Genomic DNA, 17,618 nt, shown 5'->3' on the forward strand with positions numbered 1-17,618 from the left:
CGAGTGGGAGGCTTCTGCCGTGAGAAGGATCGTCACGGTGCTGGTGTGCGCAGTCTCGGCCGCGACTCTTGCGGCCTGCTCCAGCTCTGGGATCTCGGTGCAGAGGGCACAGGGCGTCACGGCGATGGTCTCTGCCGCGACCCCGAGTGCCGTGATGGAGGCGAGTTTCACTGGGACGCTCACGACGACCGATCAGGGCTGCCTGGCGGTGAGTGTGGGAGAGACGACGTTCCCGTTGAAGTTCCCGGCTGGTTCGCGTCTCAGCGACGACGGCCAGATGATCGACGTCCCTGGTTTCGGCTCGGTGAGTTCGGGTGAGCTCGTCGAAGGCGGAGGCGGCTACCTCGCGCTGGACGGTGTGCCAGACGAGTGTGCTCCGGGTGGCGAACCCGTCGAGTCGATCGTCTGGCAAAGCCTTCCCGACTGACGCTCGCCATCAGGACTTTCGGGCTACTGCGTCTCCGACGCGAGGCCATGAACGAGCCGACTCGGGACTGCCCTGTACGAGGATCTCCTAACGGACCCCTGCTCGTTGAGCGGCCGGTATCGCCGCGCGAGCATGGGGCCATGTCGAAGAAGATCGAATCCGCCCACCGCAAGCTCGTTGACGCGCTGAAGAAGCACGCCGAGCTCGCCTCCGGGAAGAAGAGCCGACGCGGCCGCATCGAGAGCGCCGCCGCCGTCGTCAAGAGCGCTGCGACCAAGTACGCGGCTCTCGTCTCCGCGCGCACCGACACCGAGAGTCCGTTCAGCGACATCACGGGCCCTCGCCTGGACCGTCCCACGATCGCCTCGCTCACGGCCGCGCGGGACGCGCTCACACGCCGGCTGACGGACACGCCGCTCGGTGCGACTGACTTGTAGCTCCCGCTCCCGTCACCGAAGCAGAATCCGTCCTAACGACGCCCGGTCAGCGATGGTCTAGCTGGCGTCCGGTAGGGGGTCGTTCACCGGGATGGCTCGAGCTCGAGCGCAGCCCGCTTGCGGCGGGAACGGATCCTTCGGAGAACGATGCCGGTCGCCAGGAACCCGAGCCCTGCCGGAATGGTGCCTGCGGTCAGAAGGACGGCGTGGAGCGCGAGTAGGAGGTAGTCGATGGAGGACAACCAGGTCATCGACAGAGGGCCGAGGACGTCCGTTATCAAGAAGGAGAACAGGGAGATGGCCAGTCCACACCAGGCGAGGCTCACTACGGCAGGAGTTGAGGCGACCGGGACGCGCTGACGCGGATGTCTCCGCACCGCAATGTGAGCGGCGACGCCGGCGAGGGCGATCCACGTTCCGACGCCGACCGCACCGAACGCGATACCGAAAACTCCTTCAGAGGGGTCCGAATCGGTCACGCCCGTGGCGACCATGAAGCTGCTGAGCATGAGAACGAGGGCTGCGATCGCGGTGGTGAATCCGACTCCGGAGCAGGTGATGAAGGTGTCCAGTGAGGCTTCGGGTGCGGCGGTCGAGGTCGTCGGAGTTGCCGAAGCGGGAGCGCTGGTCATGATCGGAGGTCCTTGTTGGTGGAACCTCGATGGGGTTCGCCTAGTCGGAGGAGAGTTTGAAGTCGGAGTTTGGCTCGTTGGTGTCGGCCGCGTGCGGTCGATTCGCTCACTCCGAGGATTGTTGCGGCTTCGGGGAGGGTGAAGCCGTCCCAGAGGATAAGCCGGATCAGTTCGGACTGGTTTTCCGGAAGGGAGTTCAGGGCTGCGCGGATGTCGAGGGTGTCTGCGTTGACGGGATCGGTTGGGTGGTTGTCGAAGTGCTGGCGGAGTTTCTGTGTGAGATCGTCGTGTCGGATGGCTCCTCGTGCGGCGTTCGAGTGGACTCGGCGGGCGACGCCGAAGAGCCACATGCGTGCCCGCTCGGGGTCGGCGGGCAATTGCTCGATGCGTCGCCACGCGACGATGAAGGTCTCACTGAGAAGGTCAGCGGCATCAGCGGGAACGGCGACTCGTCGGCCGAAGTAGCTGAGTAGGTCAGCTGCGTTCGCGGCGTGAAGGCTTTCGAGTGCTGCATCCTGGTCGGACCGGCGTCGTCGCGCGATCACTCGTCGGTTCCGAGGGACTCGCTGTCGCACTGGCCCGCCATCTCGATGGAGGTGCTGGTCGTGAAGTAACCGGCCTCCTCGAGCACCTCCCGGATCTCGTCGCCCATGAGGGAGCTGGCGATCACCCCGGGGGTCGCGTCGGGGATGTCTGCCGGCCGGCCGGCGGCTTCCGCCGCGACGTTCGCTTCATCGATCCCCGCCTGATTCGATGCCAGGGCCGCCTCGATGTCCTCCGGAGTGACACGGGCGATCACCGGATCCCAGTCGTGCTGCGCGAGGAACTCGCGGGCCCTCTCGGTCAGCTCGTCGGTCTCCTCAATAGAGAGCCCGCCGCCGTACTCCGGTTGGATCCGGGCGACGACCGCGCACGTTCCGATGTCGGCACCCTCAGCGAGCTCGAACGTGCGCTGCACAGCGACGTCAGGAGTCCATCCCACCCACTGCAGCAGCGACGGCCCCGCGACGGCGGCCGTGGTCCCGACTCCGACCAACCCGATCGCCAGAACCGTCACTCCGACTCCGGAGCGGAACCACGCGCGTCGCGGCGGACGGCTCTCGGCCACTGCCCGGGCAATGCCACGCGCGGCTTCGGCGGCCGCCGGATCCTCGCCCAGCGCCAGCGGCGCAGCTCGTCGCACCAGATCGTCCATGCCGGTTCCCCCTCGGTGATTGCTCGTCACTGTCGACGTGTCCGGCCGAGGCTCGTTCTTAACGTCGGCCGCGAAGATTCACGAGCCGACTAGGGCTGGTTGAAGGATTCTCTGGCGTCGGTGATGGTGCTTCCGTCGCGGAGGGTGAGCGTGACTGTGAAGGTGGGCTCCGGTCCGCCGCGGCCAGTCTCGCCTCCCTCGGTGAGGCCGGTTCCCGGCCACCACGCTGCCCAGTGGCCGTCTGCAATCGTGGCGATGACGCTCGTGCCGTCGCCGGTGCGGATGGTGAGCCCGGTCACGTCCGAGCCGACGTCGCCGCGGGTGAAGACGGCGGGCGGGAGGTTCTCGCCCGCGAACTGACTGATGCCTCCCTGCGTGTATTCCTCAGCGAGCGGCGCGAAGCCGCCCTCGCTTCCAGTGGAACTGACGAGTGCCCTTCCCGCAGTGCTCGTCCCTACCGGAATCTCGATGAGGCACGCTCGCTGACTGGGCGTCGTGTAGGAGACCATCACCCAGTTGCCGCGCCGCTCCCCGATCGCCGGCTGACCGAGCTGCTCCGCGTCACCTGACGCACAGGCCTCGCCGGCGGTGGCCAGGTCGGAGGCGCTGGCAATGTCCGATGTGGAGGTCCAGGAGGCGTACGCGCGGGAGTCGACACCGGACGGCAGGACGGCGAGAGCGACTCCTAGCGCTGCCGCCCCGACCCCGGCGGGAAGGACGAATTGCCATCCCCGAGGGCGCCGAGCGGCGGGCTCTCGAGCGGTCACCGGGTCGCTGTGGAGGATCATCTGGAGCCGCGCAGCGGCGGCCTCGCGAGCCGGGCCGTCGAGCTCGTACTGAGCGGCCGGGTCGAGGTCTTTCGTGGCGAGGAGTTCGGGCGTGGTCATGATGCCTCCAAGGCGGGCGAGTCGGCGTGGTGCTGGCGTGAGGGGGGATCGAGTAACGCCCGCAGCGCGGTGCGTGCTCGGTGAAGTCGGAGTCGGAAGGCGACAGCGGTGATGCCGAGCACTCCGGCCGCGGAGGGAGAGTCGAGCCCTTCCCAGGCCGTCAGCGCGATCGCTTCCTGGTGCTGCGGTGTGAGCTGCTGCCAGGACTGGTAGAGGTCGAGCCGGGTCGCGATCGCGTCCTCCGGCGACCGCGCGGCCGCGTCGGTGTGAGCGGCGACCCGGATCGCGAGGGCGGCGGTGCGGTGCTGACTGCGGAGGTCGTTGAGGAGGCAGTTGCGGGCGATGGTGAACAGCCACGCACGCGTGGGCTCGTCTTCCGATGGCGCGGTGTCGTGTCGGCGCCAGGCGATCAGGAATGCCTCGTGCGCGAGGTCTGCGGCGCGCTCGGGGTCAGTGCGACGCCTCAGGAACCGGACGACGCTGACGTACTCGCGCTCGTACAGCTCGGAGAAGCTCGCCTCGCGGTCGGACTGTGGTGGGCTCATACCTGGGACATGTCGCCAGCCGAGCTGCTGTTACAGGTGATCGAGTACCTGTTGATCAGCAACACGGAACCGACGGCTCGCCCACAGGGTGATGAGCCACGCCACCGAGCCCAAGATCGGCAGGAGCACGACCACGACGGTCCACCCGACGCGCGCAGCGTTGGTGAGGGTCTTCGTCGTGATGAGAGTCACGATCGAGACGATGGGAAGAGCGACGCTGAGGATCGAGAAGACGATCCATGCGACGTCGTAGTAGGTGGGAACCAGGATCACCGCGTCCTCAGTCAGAGCGATCTCCTTTGCTGTCGAGCCAAGGCGACGCTGGTCGAACGGTCGCGGATCCAGCCTCTAGGCCATCGAAGCATCGCGCAAGACCGACCTTCTGCGGTCCGTCTCGCATGGGAATCGCTTAGCCGTCAGGGCGAGGAAAGGGACCCGTCACCGGTACCCGCGAAATATCGCCAACCGAAATCGACAGTCAGGGCGAAAGAGGCATCCGTTGCGCGCACATCCGCTGGAGTCGACTCGGTGATCGACCCTTCGTAGGACTGACGGTTGAAGCCCTGAGGGAGCGGGAGGCCATCGACCTGCAATCGGGAGGCGGCGACGAGAGTCCACCGGACGGTAGCCGTCCCGTTGGCACCTCCACCGGGAAGCCCACGACCACCACCACCGGAGATGTCGCCGCTTTGCAGTAGGTCGACGCCGACCAGAGAATCAACGACTCTCACTCCTGTGCCGTGGATTCCGTTGGTCGCGAGGAATCTGTCGACGGCTTCGGCCGCTACGAGCTGATCGGCGCCGTCCACCGCGTAGACGATTCCTCCGTCGAGTCGGCAGACCGTCGTGATAACTGACCCTGACTCGCCGATCTGATCGGATCCTCCCTCTCCGAAGCACCAGTCCTCCGTCGCCCGTGCCACCTCTCGCACGCCAGGCACGGCGTCCACCGCCATCGCCTCGTCAAACAGCGGACGCGTGTCCTGCCGTGCTGCAGCGACAATGGGCGAGGTTGGTGACGGCCCAGGAATGTCAGCGGCACAACCGGAGAGCGGGATCACGGCGGCTGCAAGAGCGAGCAGACCCCGCCAGAGGAGTCGCCTTTCACGGCCAGAGTCGGGTCGCGCGTGCATGCGCCCAACGTACGACGCTCTGGCCGGTGCGCCCAGGCCGCGTACGCGACTACCCGCCGTCACGGAACCTGATTTCGGCCGTTCACGAGACCTAGAATGAGTGACAAGTTACGTGACGCCTTCGCTCGGCGCGCCATCCCATCAGCACCGTGTCACGTATTCGGCCGTATAAGTGACAGGGGTCCGTGATGCTCGTTGGGTACATGCGCGTCTCGAAGACCGATGGAACGCAGACCACAGATCCGCAGCGCGATGCGCTGCTCGCGGCCGGCGTCGAGGACGCGCAACTGTACTCCGACCTCGCGTCCGGCCGGAAGGATGATCGGCCGGGTCTGCTGTCATGCCTGAAGGCACTGCGCGAGGGGGACACGCTCGTGGTGTGGAAGCTGGACCGGCTCGGGCGCGACCTGCACCACCTGGTGAACACGGTCCATGACCTCACCGCGCGCGGCATCGGGTTGAAGGTGCTGACGGGTCAGGGGGCGGCGATCGACACGACCACCGCTGCCGGCAAGCTGGTCTTCGGGATCTTCGCTGCCCTCGCCGAGTTCGAGCGCGAGCTCATCTCCGAACGCACGATGGCGGGCCTCGCGTCCGCTCGAGCACGCGGTCGGGTCGGCGGGCGCCCGTTCACCATGACGCCCGCCAAGGTGCGACTCGCTATGGCGTCGATGGGCAAGCCGGAAACGAACATCGGTGCCCTCTGCAAAGAACTCGGCATCTCCCGCCAGACGCTCTACCGACACGTCTCGCCCACGGGTGAGGTGCGACCAGACGGCCTCCGCGTCCTCGGACGCAAGAGCACCTAGATACGCAGCTCTCCGACGCCGGCGTAGGCTCCGAAAGACGGCTCCGATGGTTGTGCAGACGACCTTGAAGATCTGTGCAGAGGACCTCGAGAACTGACATGTGCCGCGCGTCGGCGCGGGCGGCAGTGTCCCGTAAGACCCGCCCGATGAAATGCCCGGTGACGGGGCGGCTATCGGGACACTGGAACGGTGGATCAGAAGGCAATGCTGCGCACCCGAGCCGAGGCGCTCGACGAGCTCGACCAGCAGCTGCGTTCCGAGGCCGAAGCGACAGAGTTCGCAGGTCAAGAGTGTGAAACACGCAACCCCTCACCGTCCGGCCATTCCTCGGACTTTGTTCCGTACGTGATTGAGTACGAAGATTCAATGCCGGAGCGCGCAAATCAGAACACTCGCACGCTGATGTTCGGTGTGCTGCTCGGTCTTGCGGGAGGTTTTGCGGCCAGTCTTGTTGCTTGGGGAGATTCGCGCCGTCGCGACCGTCGCGAGGAGACACAAAAACAATAAGAGAGGTCAAAGCCCGGCAAGCGCCTATTGCGCGGCTGATCTCGGAGGACCAGCCCGCGCTTTAGTCGCTAGCCAGTTCGCCAATTAGGGTGCGACCTGTGAGGTGGGATGTACTTCACTTAGACGTGAGTATCCACAAACCGATGTATGTGATGTGAAGGGGTGGTTTGGGCGAGAGCCTGTCCGAATGAGCAGCGGCTGGTGCGCGTGCAGTGGTGGCTGCGAGGTTTGATCATGTGTGGCGTAGAGGTGCCGGTGCTGCCATTGCCGCGCCTCCCTCTTCGGGCGGCCGGTTGGAGGGCCGGCTATGACTAGCTGAACCTCAGCAAGCTGACATAATCTCGCTTATGAGAAGCGGCAGTGGGAAGCGCCCGGGGGAGCGCGCAAGCCCTATACCGCCTTCGACGGGCTTGCGTACCGTCGCTGACGACCCGCACCACTCCTCGAGGCACCGGACCGGTGCAGAACAGGTGACAGCACATGACTCGCGAGCAGAACATCGCCTCCCAGCAGGCCTTCGGTGAGGCGGTCAACGCCGGCGACTTCGCCGCGTTCGACGCACTCGTCGCGCCCGACTCGGTCGATCACGACCCGGCGCCCGGCCAGGCACCCGGTCCAGAGGGATACGCCGCGTTCTTCGGCGACCTGCGGACCGCGTTCCCCGACATGGCACTCGAGGTCGAGAAGCTCGTCGCGGACGACGACAGCGTCGCGTTCGCCTACACGCTGACCGGCACGCAGACCGGTGTGTTCCAGGGCCACGCGCCGACGGGCAAGTCCGTGAAGATCCGCGGCATGCAGATCAGCACCTTCGTCGACGGCAAACTCGCCGAGCGCTGGGGAAGCAGCGACGAGCTCGGCATCCTCACGCAGCTCGGCCTCGCACCCGGCGCCTAGCCGGCGGGACTCCGACGGGTTCCGAAGCTCGTGTGCAACCACACCTCGGAGCCCGTCGAGCGGGGTGTGTGCGAACAAACTGACATAACGTCGATTATCGGAGGTCGCGCGGCGGAGCGGTTTGCTCTAGCGAAACCGGTTGCTCCAACTGCACGCCGGTCGCTTCGACCGCAGCCTCGTTTTGTGCCCACGGGTGATTTGGCGCCCGCGCAGGTCAGCGCAGGTTGCTGCTCGGGGCGAAGGGCCGTCGACTAGTTGTCGTTGATGGGATGGACCGACGCACGATCGTGTGTTGTGCAACTTCTGATCACCGCGGAAAAATTTTGCAGTTACAACTGAAACGCCGTAACGTGGACCTGCGCAGATCAGTTGAGACGCGTGATGGAGGATGAAGGACATGTCTAGAACGCTTGCGATCACGGCACCAGCAAACACCCGGGCCGTGCGAAATGAAGCCGCTGCGGTCGTTCGCGACGCGTGCGATGAGCAGATCACAACTTTCTCCGTGCAGGTCGGCGACCGCACGATTCCTCTCCAGGAGAACGTGTCGAGCTTCCTCCGGTTCATACTCGAGCAGGCCGCGGAAGGCGCATCGTTCTCGATCGCGTCACGGCCCGAGGAGCTCACATCGACGGTCGCTGCCGATCTCGTCGGAGTATCTCGCCCCACGCTCATGAAGATGGCGCGGGAGGGACTCGTCCCGTCGATCAGAGTTGGCACTCACACTCGTTTCAAGTCGGCGGACATCGAAGAGTTCCTTCGCGCGCGAAGCGAAGCGAGAGCAGCAGCGTTTAAGGAGCTGCGTCAGATCGACGACGAGCTGGAGCTTCACGCCGCCCAGTAAGCTCGCGCCATGACCCAGCGCATCTTCGTTGACGCGAACATTCTCATGTCGCGCACGCTGATGGACTGGTTGTTCATGCTTCGCGCGGAGACCGGTCGGATGTTCTCGATCGTGACGAGTGAGGACGTCCTGGCGGAGGTTGAGTACTCGTTGCGACGCCTGCACCCCGAGGCGCCCGGCCGGCTGATCGTTCAAAAGCGGGCGAAGATCGTCGAATGTGTCGATGAGGTCCTTGGTGACTTCGACGCCACCGTTCCGTACAACGGCACCGATCCTCACGATCGCCACGTCCACGCTGCTGCGCTCGCGGCCGGCGCGGATATCTTGCTGACCAACGACGGCGGATTCTCGGACAGCGAGGACGAGCTCTACGAGGTCTACCGCGCGGATGACTTCTTCATCCTCATCGATGACGGAGCGCCCTCACACGTGCAGCGTGTGACGGACAAGCAGCGGATTTACTGGCGAGACAGGGATGGCAGACCCCTCGCTGACGCTCTCCGCGGGGCCGAGTGCCCGCAGTTCGCGGAAAGGGTCACCGGGCACCTCCGTACGCTCTCGGGAATCCGCCGCGACGATCTCGCCCCCGTTCTCCTCACTGCAGAGTGAACGCAGCGAGGCCCAGCACGCGGGAGTCGTGCTGGGCCTCGCTGAGTTCAAGCGCGGACCATTGGACGTCTCAGCCCGTGGCCCGAGCCGCGGGTGTCACCGGACCAAGCGGTGCAGGAACTGAATGGCGTGCTCGACGCGCGTCTTGATCACCTGAAGCTGCGGCAGATCGAATCGTCCCGCTCCCCCGTGCGTTGCGGCGTTGAAGTCGGTGAAGAGCGAGATGACACTGTCGATGTCGTCTTCCACGAACTGAGCGAGCGCGGCGACGTAGTTTCCGGTGCGAGCGAGGAAGAACTGGATCTTCGCGCGGCGGGACACGCCTCCGTTCGGGGTTCGTACGTACTCAGGGTTTGCCTGCTTCACAGCAGAGTCGGGCGCTTCTCGATCGAGAATGCTCGCGAGGATCTCGCGGGCGCTCGTGCAGAAGTGCCGGGCTGCGTCCGGGTTCTGCGGGCTCAAGGCGAACAGTGCGCCGTTCCACCGGTCCTGCAACTCCGGGTCGATGCTCGCGAGTTCGTTGGTGAGCGACGTCACCCGAAGCTCCGGTTCTTGATCCTCGTCATCGGTTGACGGAGCCAACAGTGCATTGAGGGTTGCGACGCTGTTGGCGGCTTCGCCCTCTGCCAGGTCGAGGAAGTTGCGCGAGTCTGACCAGGCGCCTTCGGTGGCTGCCGACTCCACGTCGGCGAAGGATCGCTGCAACGTCGACACCGATCGGGTGTAGGTGACATAGCGCGTCGACGAGTGCGTCTGGGACCGCAGCTTGCTGAGTTCCCGCTCGAGCCGCTGGCGGTTGGCGCGGACACGCGAGTTGTGGGCGGACGCCTCGCGGTTGTACGTGCTGACCGCTTGGCGCACCTTGTTGTTGTAGTTGCGGACTTCCCGGTTGTAGTTACTGATGGCCTGCCGCTGCTTCTGCTCGGCCTGGCGAACCATGCTGCGAAGCTGGGAGGGAGTGACTCTGCGCACCATCACTACCACCGCACCTTCTCGGCCGTGAAGGTGATCCTGGTCCCGGAGCTGATCGCCTCCGCGTACTGGCTCAGCTCCGGATCGGTGAGGTCACCGCCGTCCTGGCGGAAGATGCGCTGAAGCGCGGGCTTGATCTCGCTGACCGGTCGACCGGCATAGCGGCCGTGCAGAGCCGCGAGCGCGCGGCTCCGCTTGCGGGCGACATCGTCGAGGGTCGACTGGACCTGCTGCTGCAATTCGCGGCGAAGCGCTGCTTCGTTGAACGTGAATGACATGGTGATGTGTGAGCTCCCTGCCCGAACGGGCGTTGGGGAAGCGTGCCGTGCATCGAGACGTCGACGAGGGTCCGTGGCTCCGGGAGGAGCCACGGACCTTAGGGGCTAGCCCTTTCCGAGGGTCGAGCCGGCCTTCGACTTGGCGGCCTTGCCGGACGAGTCGGACGCGAGGGTCCTTCCCGCCTTCGACAGGGCAGCCTTCGAGGGCTTGGCCGACCGTGACGACTTCGACATCACGTGCTCCACTTCTCTATATGAGGGAGGCAGCGTCGCGTCAACGGGCCGGAGCCCGCTTCACGCAGAGGCCATGGAACCTCTAAGGTCAAGGAGTCCTTCCACAGACACCCTCGGCCCCGATCTGCCTATGAGCACCGAATCTGCTCAGGAGCAGATCGGGGCTGTTTACATTCACAACTGTAACTCAGTGGTCCGCTCTGCGCCTCTGTCGCAGCGGAAATGTGGTAAACACCTCCTGGTTTATCCACAGGATCTTGAGCCGCCAGGGGGCCGTCAGGGGCCGAAACGGACTGCTTTTCGAGCTGGGTCACGCTTCGGTCACGAATTACACGGCTGAAAGTCAAAGCTGAATGCTTGCTGAGGAAGTTATCCACAGGCAGCCTGCGCAGGACGTCCTCGACCGGTCGCCCGTGAGGAGATCCCGTTCGATCTCTGCCGCTAAGCCGCGCTTTGCGCGGCACGGGGCCCGAATGCGTGCTCACCGCGCCAGCTTCTCACCGACCCATGACACAGGGCCTTTCCGGGCTGAGTGCCATCCCGAATGGGGATCGATCGGCGGGACGCTGAGCGTCCAATTCCGCCACGACATGCATCACGAGACGGCATGGGCCGAGAACTGACATAAGGTCAATTTTGATGAAAAGGGCGCTTGTTTCCGGTGGTTGGGGTCAGCGTAAGGCGCCGTCTCGCGCTGCCACCACTTCGGTGTAGAGCGGAGGCTGGTTGTCGTCCTCGAACATGCCGACCGGTGGCGGCGTGTAGGGCAGCGGATCACCGCCGTCGTTCTCGTCGCGAGAGTCCGCGAACGGCCCATCCATCGACAGGAGCACGTTCATGTGCGGGTCGCAGTGGTTGACCCACCAGGTGCTCGGCCCGTCCGTCTCGTCTCGTCGTGCGGCCTCCCACGCCCGCCACAGGGCTTCGATGCGCTGCACTGCCTCCTTGCTCTCCCACCAGGCCGCTTTCCAGCGCATGCCGCCCCCGGAGCCGTAGGCGATCACCCGGCGCCGGTAGGTGCTGATGAGCTGCTTGCGCACGAACTCATCCGCGGACCCGTAGTGCGTCGTCACTGCCTCCTCGTCTTGCGCCGGAGCGTGCTCCGAGGCGGGTGCGGAGTCCTCACCGCCGAACGGGTCGAAGTCGTCTGCGGTCATGCTTCCTCCATAGCGGCGGTAGTGACGAGGGGCGGCGTGGTCGGTGCGGGCTTGCCCGCTTTGTGGTTCGCGATGGAGGCGTTGATCGACTCCACCAGCGCCTTGGGTCCGTCGAGCCACGGGACGGTGCGCAGGATCGCGGCACGGTTACCGGAGGGCATCATCACCGCGCGCCCGATCTTGCGGCCCTTCCGCGGTGTGGGGAGGTTCGCCAGCTCCGCGACGTCGAGGATCAGTTCGCGCTTCAACGCGCTCGTGGTCGAGCGCACACCCTTGTTCATGCTCGCGGAGGTCGTCTCCCGGTCGTAGGTGCCGATCAGGTCGGACACCATGCGCAGGACCCTGAACCGACCCCTTGACAGCACGGTGCTCGGAGCTGAGTGACGCGATGCGCTCACACGCACCGCTCGAGCAAAGGCTCGCTCCCTCCTCCCTCCGCCGTCACACCCAACTAGGAGGTACCACAGGGGCTCGCGGGTATGTAAACGCCCAGCCCCATGCCCGTCGGCCACCCTTCCCGGCCACAGGGCCACGCCGCCGGGCCTGCGAAGCCCCGCGTTACCTCTTCTAGCGTTCCATAGCGGAACGCAATAAAGTCACTGCCTCGAAGGTAAGTTTCGGCTGGCTGGTATGAATTGCTTGCCCGACCCATTTGATGCCATTCTCATCAGCCTTGATAGACGCGGTTCCAACGGGTTCCGAAAGCTCTTGGGCTGTATCCATACCATGAAGTAGTGCGGCTTCCACTCCTTCGGACGTGAGAAGCTGTTCATGCCACCCGAAAACGTTGGAGGGTCCTCTTCGATATCTATAGAGGATGAAGGCGTCATTAGGTTCCTGTGCCCAGCAGTGAATAAGTTCGATATCACCAGCACGATCTTGCTTTAGGAAGACACGCACTCCTCGCAGGAAGGCGTCGGCTGTATGTTCCGCCTGTGTCATTGCCCAACTCCTCCTAATCGACAGTAGCAGAGGAGAAGAGTAGATTTCTTCTCCTCTGCTACTGACCGAACTTACTCCGTGAACATGATCTCCGGCAGGGGCGCGTAGTCGAACGCGACCTCGGTCACGTCGCTTGCGATCTCTGCCTTCAGCTCCTCGATCTCCGGCGACGCGAGGATCTCGGCCTGCTTCGCTTGTTGGTCCGCCGTGAGCCCTTCCTCCGCAGGCGTGCTCGACCGGCTAAACGGGTTGTCGACACCTGGGTAGTCAATCGAGTACGTCACCCAGTCGGCGCAGCGAGCTTCGCCGCCCTGCTTGCAGTAGAGGGTCTGCATGCCCATCTTTCCGCCGACGGGCCATCCGTAGTACAGGTCGTACGACCGGGGATTGTAGATGCCCAGCAACTCGACCTGCTCGCGGAGCACGCACCTGCCGTCGACGCAGTCGTAGTTGCCCGCGTAGGCCTTGAGATTGTAATTGCCGTTCCCCTGCAGCGTGCTGTTCGTGGAAGCCATCACCTTCTTCATTGCGTTGGTGCTCCAGATGTTGTGCTTGTGGAAAACCTTGTCGAGGCCCCACCCGCGCTCGATGTCTGCATCGTAGAAGCCGCGCCGGATCGGGAAACTCCCATGCGTACTGCTCGACACCGTCGCGAAGGTGTCTGTACTGGGGTAGCCGGCGGGCGGTTGTGCTGCCATCACCGGTCCCGTAGAGACCAGTCCGATTCCGGTGGCTGCGATGCCCGCAATAAGCAGGCTTGCAGCGAAGGAACGGAAACGCTTCATGCGATCCACCTTTAGCTTCTTGTCTCTACTCTCATTGGCACTTCTGAATTCCCTCAATGGCATATCGAACGGCCTTTCATCTGTAGCGTTTTTTCAGATGCGGATTGATCTCCGCGTTTGAAGAAGGCTTGCAGCGAAGTCAGGAACGGTCAAGAGCGGAGCTTCAAGTGGCGGGATAAGTGGCGCGTTCGTGAGCGAGGAGTCTTACTCGGATCTTCGTGAATTCGGCTCTACTTCTTTCTCTCCTCCGCTTTCGCTTGCTTCAGCGCCCTCGGTTGGCGTGGCCGGAAGGGTGGCGGCCAGCGCGCTGGTGAGATCACTTCGGGGGCCGCCCGCAATGCGACTCTCGTTGGCAGCACACTCCGATCGACCATATGAGTATGTGTCACGTTCCAGGCGTGTGGTGAGAGGATGAAAGGTATGACAGGAGCGAAAAATCGCAGCACACCAGTGAAACCACTCCAAGATCGAGCTCATCGAACGCGAGCCGCGATCGTCGCGGCGGCACGCGAAGTCGTCATCGAGGTGGGTAGAGATCGGGCGACAACCGCCAAGGTGGCGGCTCGCGCCAGCGTCGGCATCGGCACTCTCTACCGGTATTTCGTCGATTTCGCGGATGTGCTCGAGGCTGTTTATGCAGAGGATCCGATCTACGATAGACATCAAGCGGTACTGAGAGCTGCGCACAAGGCGACCGACTCGGAGCGCGCCGAGACCGTCGCGGTGGAAGCTCTTCAAGAACTCATAAAGGAACTCAGGGCTGAGTCGCTTCTCGAAGCCGAGCTGCGTCTTTACACCTGATCTCGGGATCGTGCGAGCAACCCGCGGTGTCCGCTCGCATCGCAGAAGGCCTTCGTTTGTTCAGCGAGCGCACGCATCGGATGCCTCGCCACGAGGGACCATCAGCGCTCGCCGCCCGACCGCTCCCCGAACTCCACGAGCTTCGCGAACAGGTCCTCGATCAGCCAGCGGGTGTCGAACGCCTCGCAGACCCGGATCGTGTGCGGTCCTGCGTCGGGCAGGAGCTCGCCGTCCGCGGAGAACCGCGGTGCGCGGCGCTCCCGCCAGCGTCCGCCGGCGGGGTTCATCACGGCGCCGATGGCCGGGCTGTCGCCCAGCGACCGGAAGTCGAGCGGCCCGTACGGGATGGTGTCGTTGAACGCGATCAGCTGGTCCACCAGGTAGTCGCCGAGGGGGCTGGTTCCGCGCAGGCGCGTCCGCAGCTCGGCGTGCCCGACTCCGACTCCGGAGTAGACGGGCATCGGGATCTGCCAGAGGGCGATGCCCGACTCGAGGACGCGGTTCGCGGCGTCGACGTCGTTGATCAGGTTGAACTCGGGGCTGTAGGCGCGGATCTCGTCGTAGGGCGGGCCGCCGACCCAGACGACCACGATGTCGCGGGAGGCGATCGACGGCTCGAGCAGCAGGGCGGCGGCGACGTCGGTCAGCGGCCCGAGCACGGCGATCCACAGGCGGCCCTCGTCGCGCAGCGCCTCGGCCACGATCAGGCGGGCGCCGTCCGACGCCTCGGCGGGCAGGGCCGACTCGGCGCCGTCGACGACGGTCACCGTCGATCCCGCCAACTCCACGATGCGGTCGATCTCGGCGCGCGACTCCGGCATGCTCCCCGGCCGGCCGAAGTGCGCGGCGACGAGGCCGCGGACGTCGAGGGTCTCGGTCAGCAGCGCCTGGACGATCGCGAACTGGTCGTCGGCCTCGTTCGCCGCGTCGGTGCTGACGATCAGGCGGTGCGGGGGAGGCGGGGTCATGCGGACTCGCGCTGCACGAGGGTCGTCGCGAGGATCGGCTGCCGGTCGACCGGGCGGCCCTGCACGACGGCGACGACGGTCTCGGCGGCGACGCGGCCCATGTCCTCCAGGGGCTGCCGGATGGTCGTGAGGGTCGGATCCGAGGTGGTCGCGATGACGACGTCGTCGAAGCCGATGACGGAGACGTCGGCGGGGACGCGGCGGCCGGACGCCTGGAGCACGCGGATCGCGCCGTTGGCCATCAGGTCGGAGGAGGCGAAGACGCCGTCGAGGTCGGGGTGGCGCTGCAGGAGGCGGGCCATCGCGGCGGAACCGCTCTCGAGGGTGAAGGCGCCGTGCACGATCGGGCTGGAGTCGAGACCGAGCTCGGTCAGCTCGTCGCGCCAGCCGCGGATGCGGTCGCGGGCGGGCTCCATGTCGTGCGGGCCGGCGATGATGCCCAGGCGCCGGCGGCCGGAGTCGGCGAGCGCGCGGGCGGCGAGGCGGCCGCCTCCGTAGTTGTCGGAGTCGATGACGATCGCGTCCTCGGGCAGGGCGACGCGAGGGCGGCCGACCCAGGCGATCGGCACGGGGGAGTCGGCCAGCGCCTGGGCGAGGTGGGTGATCTCGTGCTGGAGGATCACGATCGCGCCGTCGACGGCCCGCGAGCGGAGGAAGCGGGGGATGCGGTCGCTGTCGTCGTGGTCGGCGGGCAGCAGCACGGGCTGCACCTCGCCGGCGTAGAGGCCCTTCGCGGCGCCCTTCAGCACCGAGGTGAAGAACGTCCCGGTGAGGCTGTCGAGCTCGTTGAAGGCGACGATCAGGGCGATGGCCCCGGCCCGCCCGCCGCGGAGCATCCGGGCGGCGCTGTTCGCCTCGTAGCCGAGGGACTTCGCGGCGCGCTCGACCGCGGCGGTCATCCGGACGTCGACATTGGTGCCGCCTGCGAGCACCCGGGCGGCGGTGGCGCGCGAGACGCCCGCGGCCTGGGCGACGTCCACCAGCGTGGGTCGAGTCATGCTGCTTCCTTCTGCGAGGGGAGGTTCCGGCTTCCGCGCCTCCCCGCGGAGCACGGTGGGGAGAACGTCGGAGTGAAGACTCGCACGGGGCGGCGGGCGGCCGTCCGGAACTGCTCGATTTGCGAAACTTCCCTTTGATACTAGGCGGAGATCGTTATCTCGCGGAGACCGGTTCTCGCTTGCGTCGTGCTCGCGGGCGGGTTAGGTTGGCCGCCAAGAGATCGTTCTCTGAGGCCCGCCCTCACCGAAACCCTGCGAATCCCCAACGAAGAGGAATTGTCGTGAAAAGAAGCCTGATGGCCGTAGCCGCCGCAGCAGCAGTAGTCGCGCTCACCCTGACCGGGTGCTCGTCCGGAGGGGGAGGAGGCGCCTCGGACGACCCGAACGCCGAAGCCACCTTCTGGTCCTTCACCGGCATCAACGCCAAGGACAGCGTCGACGAGTACCTCGCGAAGATGCCCGACGCGAAGATCAAGCTCTCCGAGGTCGGCAGCACGACCGAGACCGCCACCGCCCTCACCGCGGCCCTCGCCGGCGGCAAGGTGCCCGACCTGGTCATGATCCAGAACGACGACCTGCCCCAGTTCGTCGCCAACAGCTCGAACTTCCTCGACCTGCGCACCCTCGGCGGCGACGACGTCGCCTCGACCTACCTCCCGTGGGCCGCCTCCGCCGCGACCGCCGACGACGGCTCCGTCGTGGGCGTCCCGACCGACGTCGGCGGACTGGGCTTCGCCTACCGCGCCGACCTCTTCGAGCAGGCCGGCCTGCCGACCGAGCCCGACCAGGTCGCCGAGCTCTGGAAGGACTGGCCGTCCTTCATCGAGACCGGCAAGAAGTACACCGAGGCGACCGGCAAGCCGTTCGTCGACAACATCGAGACCAGCGTCTTCTTCTCGACCGTCAACCAGGTCTCGGAGAAGTACTACTCGCCCGACGGCGAGCTGGTCTACGACACCAACCCGCAGGTGAAGGACGCGTTCCAGGTCGCCGTGGACACCAAGGACGCCGGCATCAGCGCCGGCATCGCCGCCTGGTCCTCGGGCTGGGCTCCGGGCCGCGCGAACGGCGCCTTCGCCGTGACGATCGCCCCCTCGTGGATCCTCGCCGGCATCAAGACCGACGCCCCCGACACCGCCGGCAACTGGCGCGTCACCAGCGTCCCCGGCATCGGCGGCAACTGGGGCGGCAGCGTCATCGCCATCCCCGCCCGCGCCGAGCACCCCGAGGCCGCCTGGCAGTACATCAAGACGATGATGTCGGCCGAGGGCCAGACCGACCACTTCAAGGCCTCGGGCACGCTGCCCGCCGCCACCGAGGCGGTCGCCAGCGAAGAGGTCCAGTCGTACACCGACCCGTTCTTCGGCGACTCGAAGATCGGCGAGGTCATGGCGACCTCCGTCGAGCAGTTCCCGTCCTTCTACAACGGACCGGACACCACCCCGATCAACGGGGCGCTCCTCAACACCCTCGTCGAGCTGGAGGCCGGCAACGTGACCTCCGACAAGGCGTGGTCGACCGCACTCGACACGGCCAAGCAGGCCATCGGCGGCTGATCGCC

Annotated in this window: 25 protein-coding genes; 9 read left to right on the forward strand and 16 right to left on the reverse strand. The window is 65.7% G+C overall.

The window, feature by feature from the left end:
• Positions 1 to 19: 19 nt before the first annotated feature.
• Positions 20 to 427: a hypothetical protein gene (locus tag C5C53_RS12960; protein WP_104267732.1), complete on the forward strand. Its 408-nt coding sequence runs from the start codon at positions 20 to 22 to the stop codon at positions 425 to 427.
• A 140-nt stretch (positions 428 to 567) separates the two neighbouring features.
• Positions 568 to 864, forward strand: coding sequence for a hypothetical protein (locus C5C53_RS12965; RefSeq protein WP_104262285.1), 297 nt, complete (start codon positions 568 to 570; stop codon positions 862 to 864).
• An 83-nt stretch (positions 865 to 947) separates the two neighbouring features.
• Here C5C53_RS12965 and C5C53_RS12970 read toward each other — a convergent pair whose 3' ends face one another.
• From C5C53_RS12970 to C5C53_RS16820, 7 genes are all read right to left on the reverse strand, one after another.
• On the reverse strand, positions 948 to 1,496 hold the full coding sequence (locus tag C5C53_RS12970) for a hypothetical protein (protein WP_104262286.1): 549 nt from the start codon (positions 1,494 to 1,496) through the stop codon (positions 948 to 950).
• Complete coding sequence (locus tag C5C53_RS12975; protein WP_181065430.1) at positions 1,493 to 2,041, reverse strand: RNA polymerase sigma factor; 549 nt, start codon at positions 2,039 to 2,041, stop codon at positions 1,493 to 1,495. The genes C5C53_RS12970 and C5C53_RS12975 overlap by 4 nt, the downstream gene beginning before the upstream one ends.
• Positions 2,038 to 2,691, reverse strand: a complete 654-nt coding sequence (locus C5C53_RS12980; protein WP_146076863.1) for a hypothetical protein — start codon at positions 2,689 to 2,691, stop codon at positions 2,038 to 2,040. The genes C5C53_RS12975 and C5C53_RS12980 overlap by 4 nt, the downstream gene beginning before the upstream one ends.
• An 89-nt stretch (positions 2,692 to 2,780) precedes the next feature.
• Positions 2,781 to 3,578 (reverse strand): hypothetical protein, encoded by a 798-nt coding sequence (locus tag C5C53_RS12985; protein ID WP_104262289.1) that lies wholly within the window; start codon positions 3,576 to 3,578, stop codon positions 2,781 to 2,783.
• Positions 3,575 to 4,123, reverse strand: a complete 549-nt coding sequence (locus tag C5C53_RS12990; RefSeq protein ID WP_104262290.1) for an RNA polymerase sigma factor — start codon at positions 4,121 to 4,123, stop codon at positions 3,575 to 3,577. Before C5C53_RS12990 ends, C5C53_RS12985 begins: the two co-directional genes overlap by 4 nt.
• Positions 4,124 to 4,153: 30 nt before the next feature.
• Positions 4,154 to 4,396 carry a PLDc N-terminal domain-containing protein gene (locus C5C53_RS12995; RefSeq protein WP_181065431.1) on the reverse strand — a complete coding sequence of 81 codons (243 nt, stop codon included), beginning with the start codon at positions 4,394 to 4,396 and terminating at the stop codon, positions 4,154 to 4,156.
• Positions 4,397 to 4,539: 143 nt separating this feature from the next.
• Positions 4,540 to 5,073 carry a hypothetical protein gene (locus tag C5C53_RS16820; RefSeq protein WP_146076864.1) on the reverse strand — a complete coding sequence of 178 codons (534 nt, stop codon included), beginning with the start codon at positions 5,071 to 5,073 and terminating at the stop codon, positions 4,540 to 4,542.
• Between the two features lie 371 nt (positions 5,074 to 5,444).
• Here C5C53_RS16820 and C5C53_RS13000 point away from each other — a divergent pair, with 371 nt between their 5' ends.
• The 5 genes from C5C53_RS13000 (at position 5,445) to C5C53_RS13015 (ending at position 8,922) form a co-directional block, all read left to right on the forward strand.
• Positions 5,445 to 6,065 (forward strand): recombinase family protein, encoded by a 621-nt coding sequence (locus tag C5C53_RS13000; RefSeq protein WP_104262291.1) that lies wholly within the window; start codon positions 5,445 to 5,447, stop codon positions 6,063 to 6,065.
• A gap of 189 nt (positions 6,066 to 6,254) precedes the next feature.
• Complete coding sequence (locus tag C5C53_RS16825) at positions 6,255 to 6,572, forward strand: hypothetical protein (protein ID WP_146076865.1); 318 nt, start codon at positions 6,255 to 6,257, stop codon at positions 6,570 to 6,572.
• Between the two features lie 480 nt (positions 6,573 to 7,052).
• Entirely contained in the window at positions 7,053 to 7,469 is a 417-nt protein-coding gene (locus C5C53_RS13005) for an ester cyclase (protein ID WP_056045707.1), read from the forward strand.
• A gap of 397 nt (positions 7,470 to 7,866) precedes the next feature.
• Positions 7,867 to 8,313, forward strand: a complete 447-nt coding sequence (locus tag C5C53_RS13010) for a helix-turn-helix domain-containing protein (RefSeq protein WP_181065432.1) — start codon at positions 7,867 to 7,869, stop codon at positions 8,311 to 8,313.
• Between the two features lie 9 nt (positions 8,314 to 8,322).
• Positions 8,323 to 8,922, forward strand: a complete 600-nt coding sequence (locus C5C53_RS13015; protein WP_104262293.1) for a PIN domain-containing protein — start codon at positions 8,323 to 8,325, stop codon at positions 8,920 to 8,922.
• Between the two features lie 96 nt (positions 8,923 to 9,018).
• Here C5C53_RS13015 and C5C53_RS13020 read toward each other — a convergent pair whose 3' ends face one another.
• The 7 genes from C5C53_RS13020 to C5C53_RS13040 form a co-directional block, all read right to left on the reverse strand.
• On the reverse strand, positions 9,019 to 9,861 hold the full coding sequence (locus C5C53_RS13020; protein ID WP_219813770.1) for a hypothetical protein: 843 nt from the start codon (positions 9,859 to 9,861) through the stop codon (positions 9,019 to 9,021).
• A 38-nt stretch (positions 9,862 to 9,899) separates the two neighbouring features.
• Positions 9,900 to 10,172, reverse strand: coding sequence for a hypothetical protein (locus tag C5C53_RS13025; RefSeq protein WP_104262294.1), 273 nt, complete (start codon positions 10,170 to 10,172; stop codon positions 9,900 to 9,902).
• Between the two features lie 105 nt (positions 10,173 to 10,277).
• Positions 10,278 to 10,406: a hypothetical protein gene (locus C5C53_RS17500; RefSeq protein WP_258063410.1), complete on the reverse strand. Its 129-nt coding sequence runs from the start codon at positions 10,404 to 10,406 to the stop codon at positions 10,278 to 10,280.
• A 671-nt stretch (positions 10,407 to 11,077) separates the two neighbouring features.
• Positions 11,078 to 11,563, reverse strand: coding sequence for a DUF4913 domain-containing protein (locus C5C53_RS13030; protein ID WP_104262295.1), 486 nt, complete (start codon positions 11,561 to 11,563; stop codon positions 11,078 to 11,080).
• The gene (locus tag C5C53_RS13035; RefSeq protein WP_104262296.1) at positions 11,560 to 11,895 is read right to left on the reverse strand and encodes a hypothetical protein; all 336 of its coding nucleotides are present in this window, start codon (positions 11,893 to 11,895) and stop codon (positions 11,560 to 11,562) included. Before C5C53_RS13035 ends, C5C53_RS13030 begins: the two co-directional genes overlap by 4 nt.
• Positions 11,896 to 12,130: 235 nt before the next feature.
• The gene (locus C5C53_RS16830) at positions 12,131 to 12,505 is read right to left on the reverse strand and encodes a hypothetical protein (RefSeq protein ID WP_146076867.1); all 375 of its coding nucleotides are present in this window, start codon (positions 12,503 to 12,505) and stop codon (positions 12,131 to 12,133) included.
• Between the two features lie 71 nt (positions 12,506 to 12,576).
• Positions 12,577 to 13,299 (reverse strand): hypothetical protein, encoded by a 723-nt coding sequence (locus tag C5C53_RS13040; RefSeq protein ID WP_104262297.1) that lies wholly within the window; start codon positions 13,297 to 13,299, stop codon positions 12,577 to 12,579.
• A 411-nt stretch (positions 13,300 to 13,710) separates the two neighbouring features.
• On the opposite strand from C5C53_RS13040, the gene C5C53_RS13045 reads away from it, so the two are divergent.
• A complete protein-coding gene (locus tag C5C53_RS13045) occupies positions 13,711 to 14,091 on the forward strand; it encodes a TetR/AcrR family transcriptional regulator (RefSeq protein WP_181127769.1) in 381 nt (126 codons plus the stop codon).
• 101 nt (positions 14,092 to 14,192) lie between these two features.
• On the opposite strand, the gene C5C53_RS13050 is transcribed toward C5C53_RS13045, so the two are convergent.
• Both C5C53_RS13050 and C5C53_RS13055 read right to left on the reverse strand, forming a co-directional pair.
• A complete protein-coding gene (locus tag C5C53_RS13050; protein ID WP_104262299.1) occupies positions 14,193 to 15,059 on the reverse strand; it encodes a nucleoside hydrolase in 867 nt (288 codons plus the stop codon).
• Complete coding sequence (locus C5C53_RS13055) at positions 15,056 to 16,057, reverse strand: LacI family DNA-binding transcriptional regulator (protein WP_104224675.1); 1,002 nt, start codon at positions 16,055 to 16,057, stop codon at positions 15,056 to 15,058. Before C5C53_RS13055 ends, C5C53_RS13050 begins: the two co-directional genes overlap by 4 nt.
• A 296-nt stretch (positions 16,058 to 16,353) precedes the next feature.
• Between C5C53_RS13055 and C5C53_RS13060 the strand changes: the two genes are divergently transcribed.
• Positions 16,354 to 17,613: an extracellular solute-binding protein gene (locus C5C53_RS13060; RefSeq protein ID WP_104267733.1), complete on the forward strand. Its 1,260-nt coding sequence runs from the start codon at positions 16,354 to 16,356 to the stop codon at positions 17,611 to 17,613.
• The last annotated feature ends 5 nt before the right edge of the window (positions 17,614 to 17,618 follow it).

Origin of the sequence: Rathayibacter sp. AY1E3 (assembly GCF_002932235.1) — a bacterium.
Classification (GTDB): Bacteria; Actinomycetota; Actinomycetes; order Actinomycetales; family Microbacteriaceae; genus Rathayibacter.

Excerpts from the sequence above, each read along its gene's own strand:
- C5C53_RS12965 (WP_104262285.1), top strand. The coding sequence starts at position 568 with ATGTCGAAGAAGATCGAATCCGCCCACCGCAAGCTCGTTGACGCGCTG.
- C5C53_RS12970 (WP_104262286.1), bottom strand. The coding sequence starts at position 1,496 with ATGACCAGCGCTCCCGCTTCGGCAACTCCGACGACCTCGACCGCCGCA.
- C5C53_RS12980 (WP_146076863.1), bottom strand. The coding sequence starts at position 2,691 with ATGGACGATCTGGTGCGACGAGCTGCGCCGCTGGCGCTGGGCGAGGAT.
- C5C53_RS12985 (WP_104262289.1), bottom strand. The coding sequence starts at position 3,578 with ATGACCACGCCCGAACTCCTCGCCACGAAAGACCTCGACCCGGCCGCT.
- C5C53_RS12990 (WP_104262290.1), bottom strand. The coding sequence starts at position 4,123 with ATGAGCCCACCACAGTCCGACCGCGAGGCGAGCTTCTCCGAGCTGTAC.
- C5C53_RS13000 (WP_104262291.1), top strand. The coding sequence starts at position 5,445 with ATGCTCGTTGGGTACATGCGCGTCTCGAAGACCGATGGAACGCAGACC.
- C5C53_RS13005 (WP_056045707.1), top strand. The coding sequence starts at position 7,053 with ATGACTCGCGAGCAGAACATCGCCTCCCAGCAGGCCTTCGGTGAGGCG.
- C5C53_RS13010 (WP_181065432.1), top strand. The coding sequence starts at position 7,867 with ATGTCTAGAACGCTTGCGATCACGGCACCAGCAAACACCCGGGCCGTG.
- C5C53_RS13015 (WP_104262293.1), top strand. The coding sequence starts at position 8,323 with ATGACCCAGCGCATCTTCGTTGACGCGAACATTCTCATGTCGCGCACG.
- C5C53_RS13020 (WP_219813770.1), bottom strand. The coding sequence starts at position 9,861 with ATGGTTCGCCAGGCCGAGCAGAAGCAGCGGCAGGCCATCAGTAACTAC.
- C5C53_RS13025 (WP_104262294.1), bottom strand. The coding sequence starts at position 10,172 with ATGTCATTCACGTTCAACGAAGCAGCGCTTCGCCGCGAATTGCAGCAG.
- C5C53_RS17500 (WP_258063410.1), bottom strand. The coding sequence starts at position 10,406 with ATGTCGAAGTCGTCACGGTCGGCCAAGCCCTCGAAGGCTGCCCTGTCG.
- C5C53_RS13030 (WP_104262295.1), bottom strand. The coding sequence starts at position 11,563 with ATGACCGCAGACGACTTCGACCCGTTCGGCGGTGAGGACTCCGCACCC.
- C5C53_RS13035 (WP_104262296.1), bottom strand. The coding sequence starts at position 11,895 with ATGGTGTCCGACCTGATCGGCACCTACGACCGGGAGACGACCTCCGCG.
- C5C53_RS16830 (WP_146076867.1), bottom strand. The coding sequence starts at position 12,505 with ATGACACAGGCGGAACATACAGCCGACGCCTTCCTGCGAGGAGTGCGT.
- C5C53_RS13045 (WP_181127769.1), top strand. The coding sequence starts at position 13,711 with ATGACAGGAGCGAAAAATCGCAGCACACCAGTGAAACCACTCCAAGAT.
- C5C53_RS13050 (WP_104262299.1), bottom strand. The coding sequence starts at position 15,059 with ATGACCCCGCCTCCCCCGCACCGCCTGATCGTCAGCACCGACGCGGCG.
- C5C53_RS13055 (WP_104224675.1), bottom strand. The coding sequence starts at position 16,057 with ATGACTCGACCCACGCTGGTGGACGTCGCCCAGGCCGCGGGCGTCTCG.
- C5C53_RS13060 (WP_104267733.1), top strand. The coding sequence starts at position 16,354 with ATGGCCGTAGCCGCCGCAGCAGCAGTAGTCGCGCTCACCCTGACCGGG.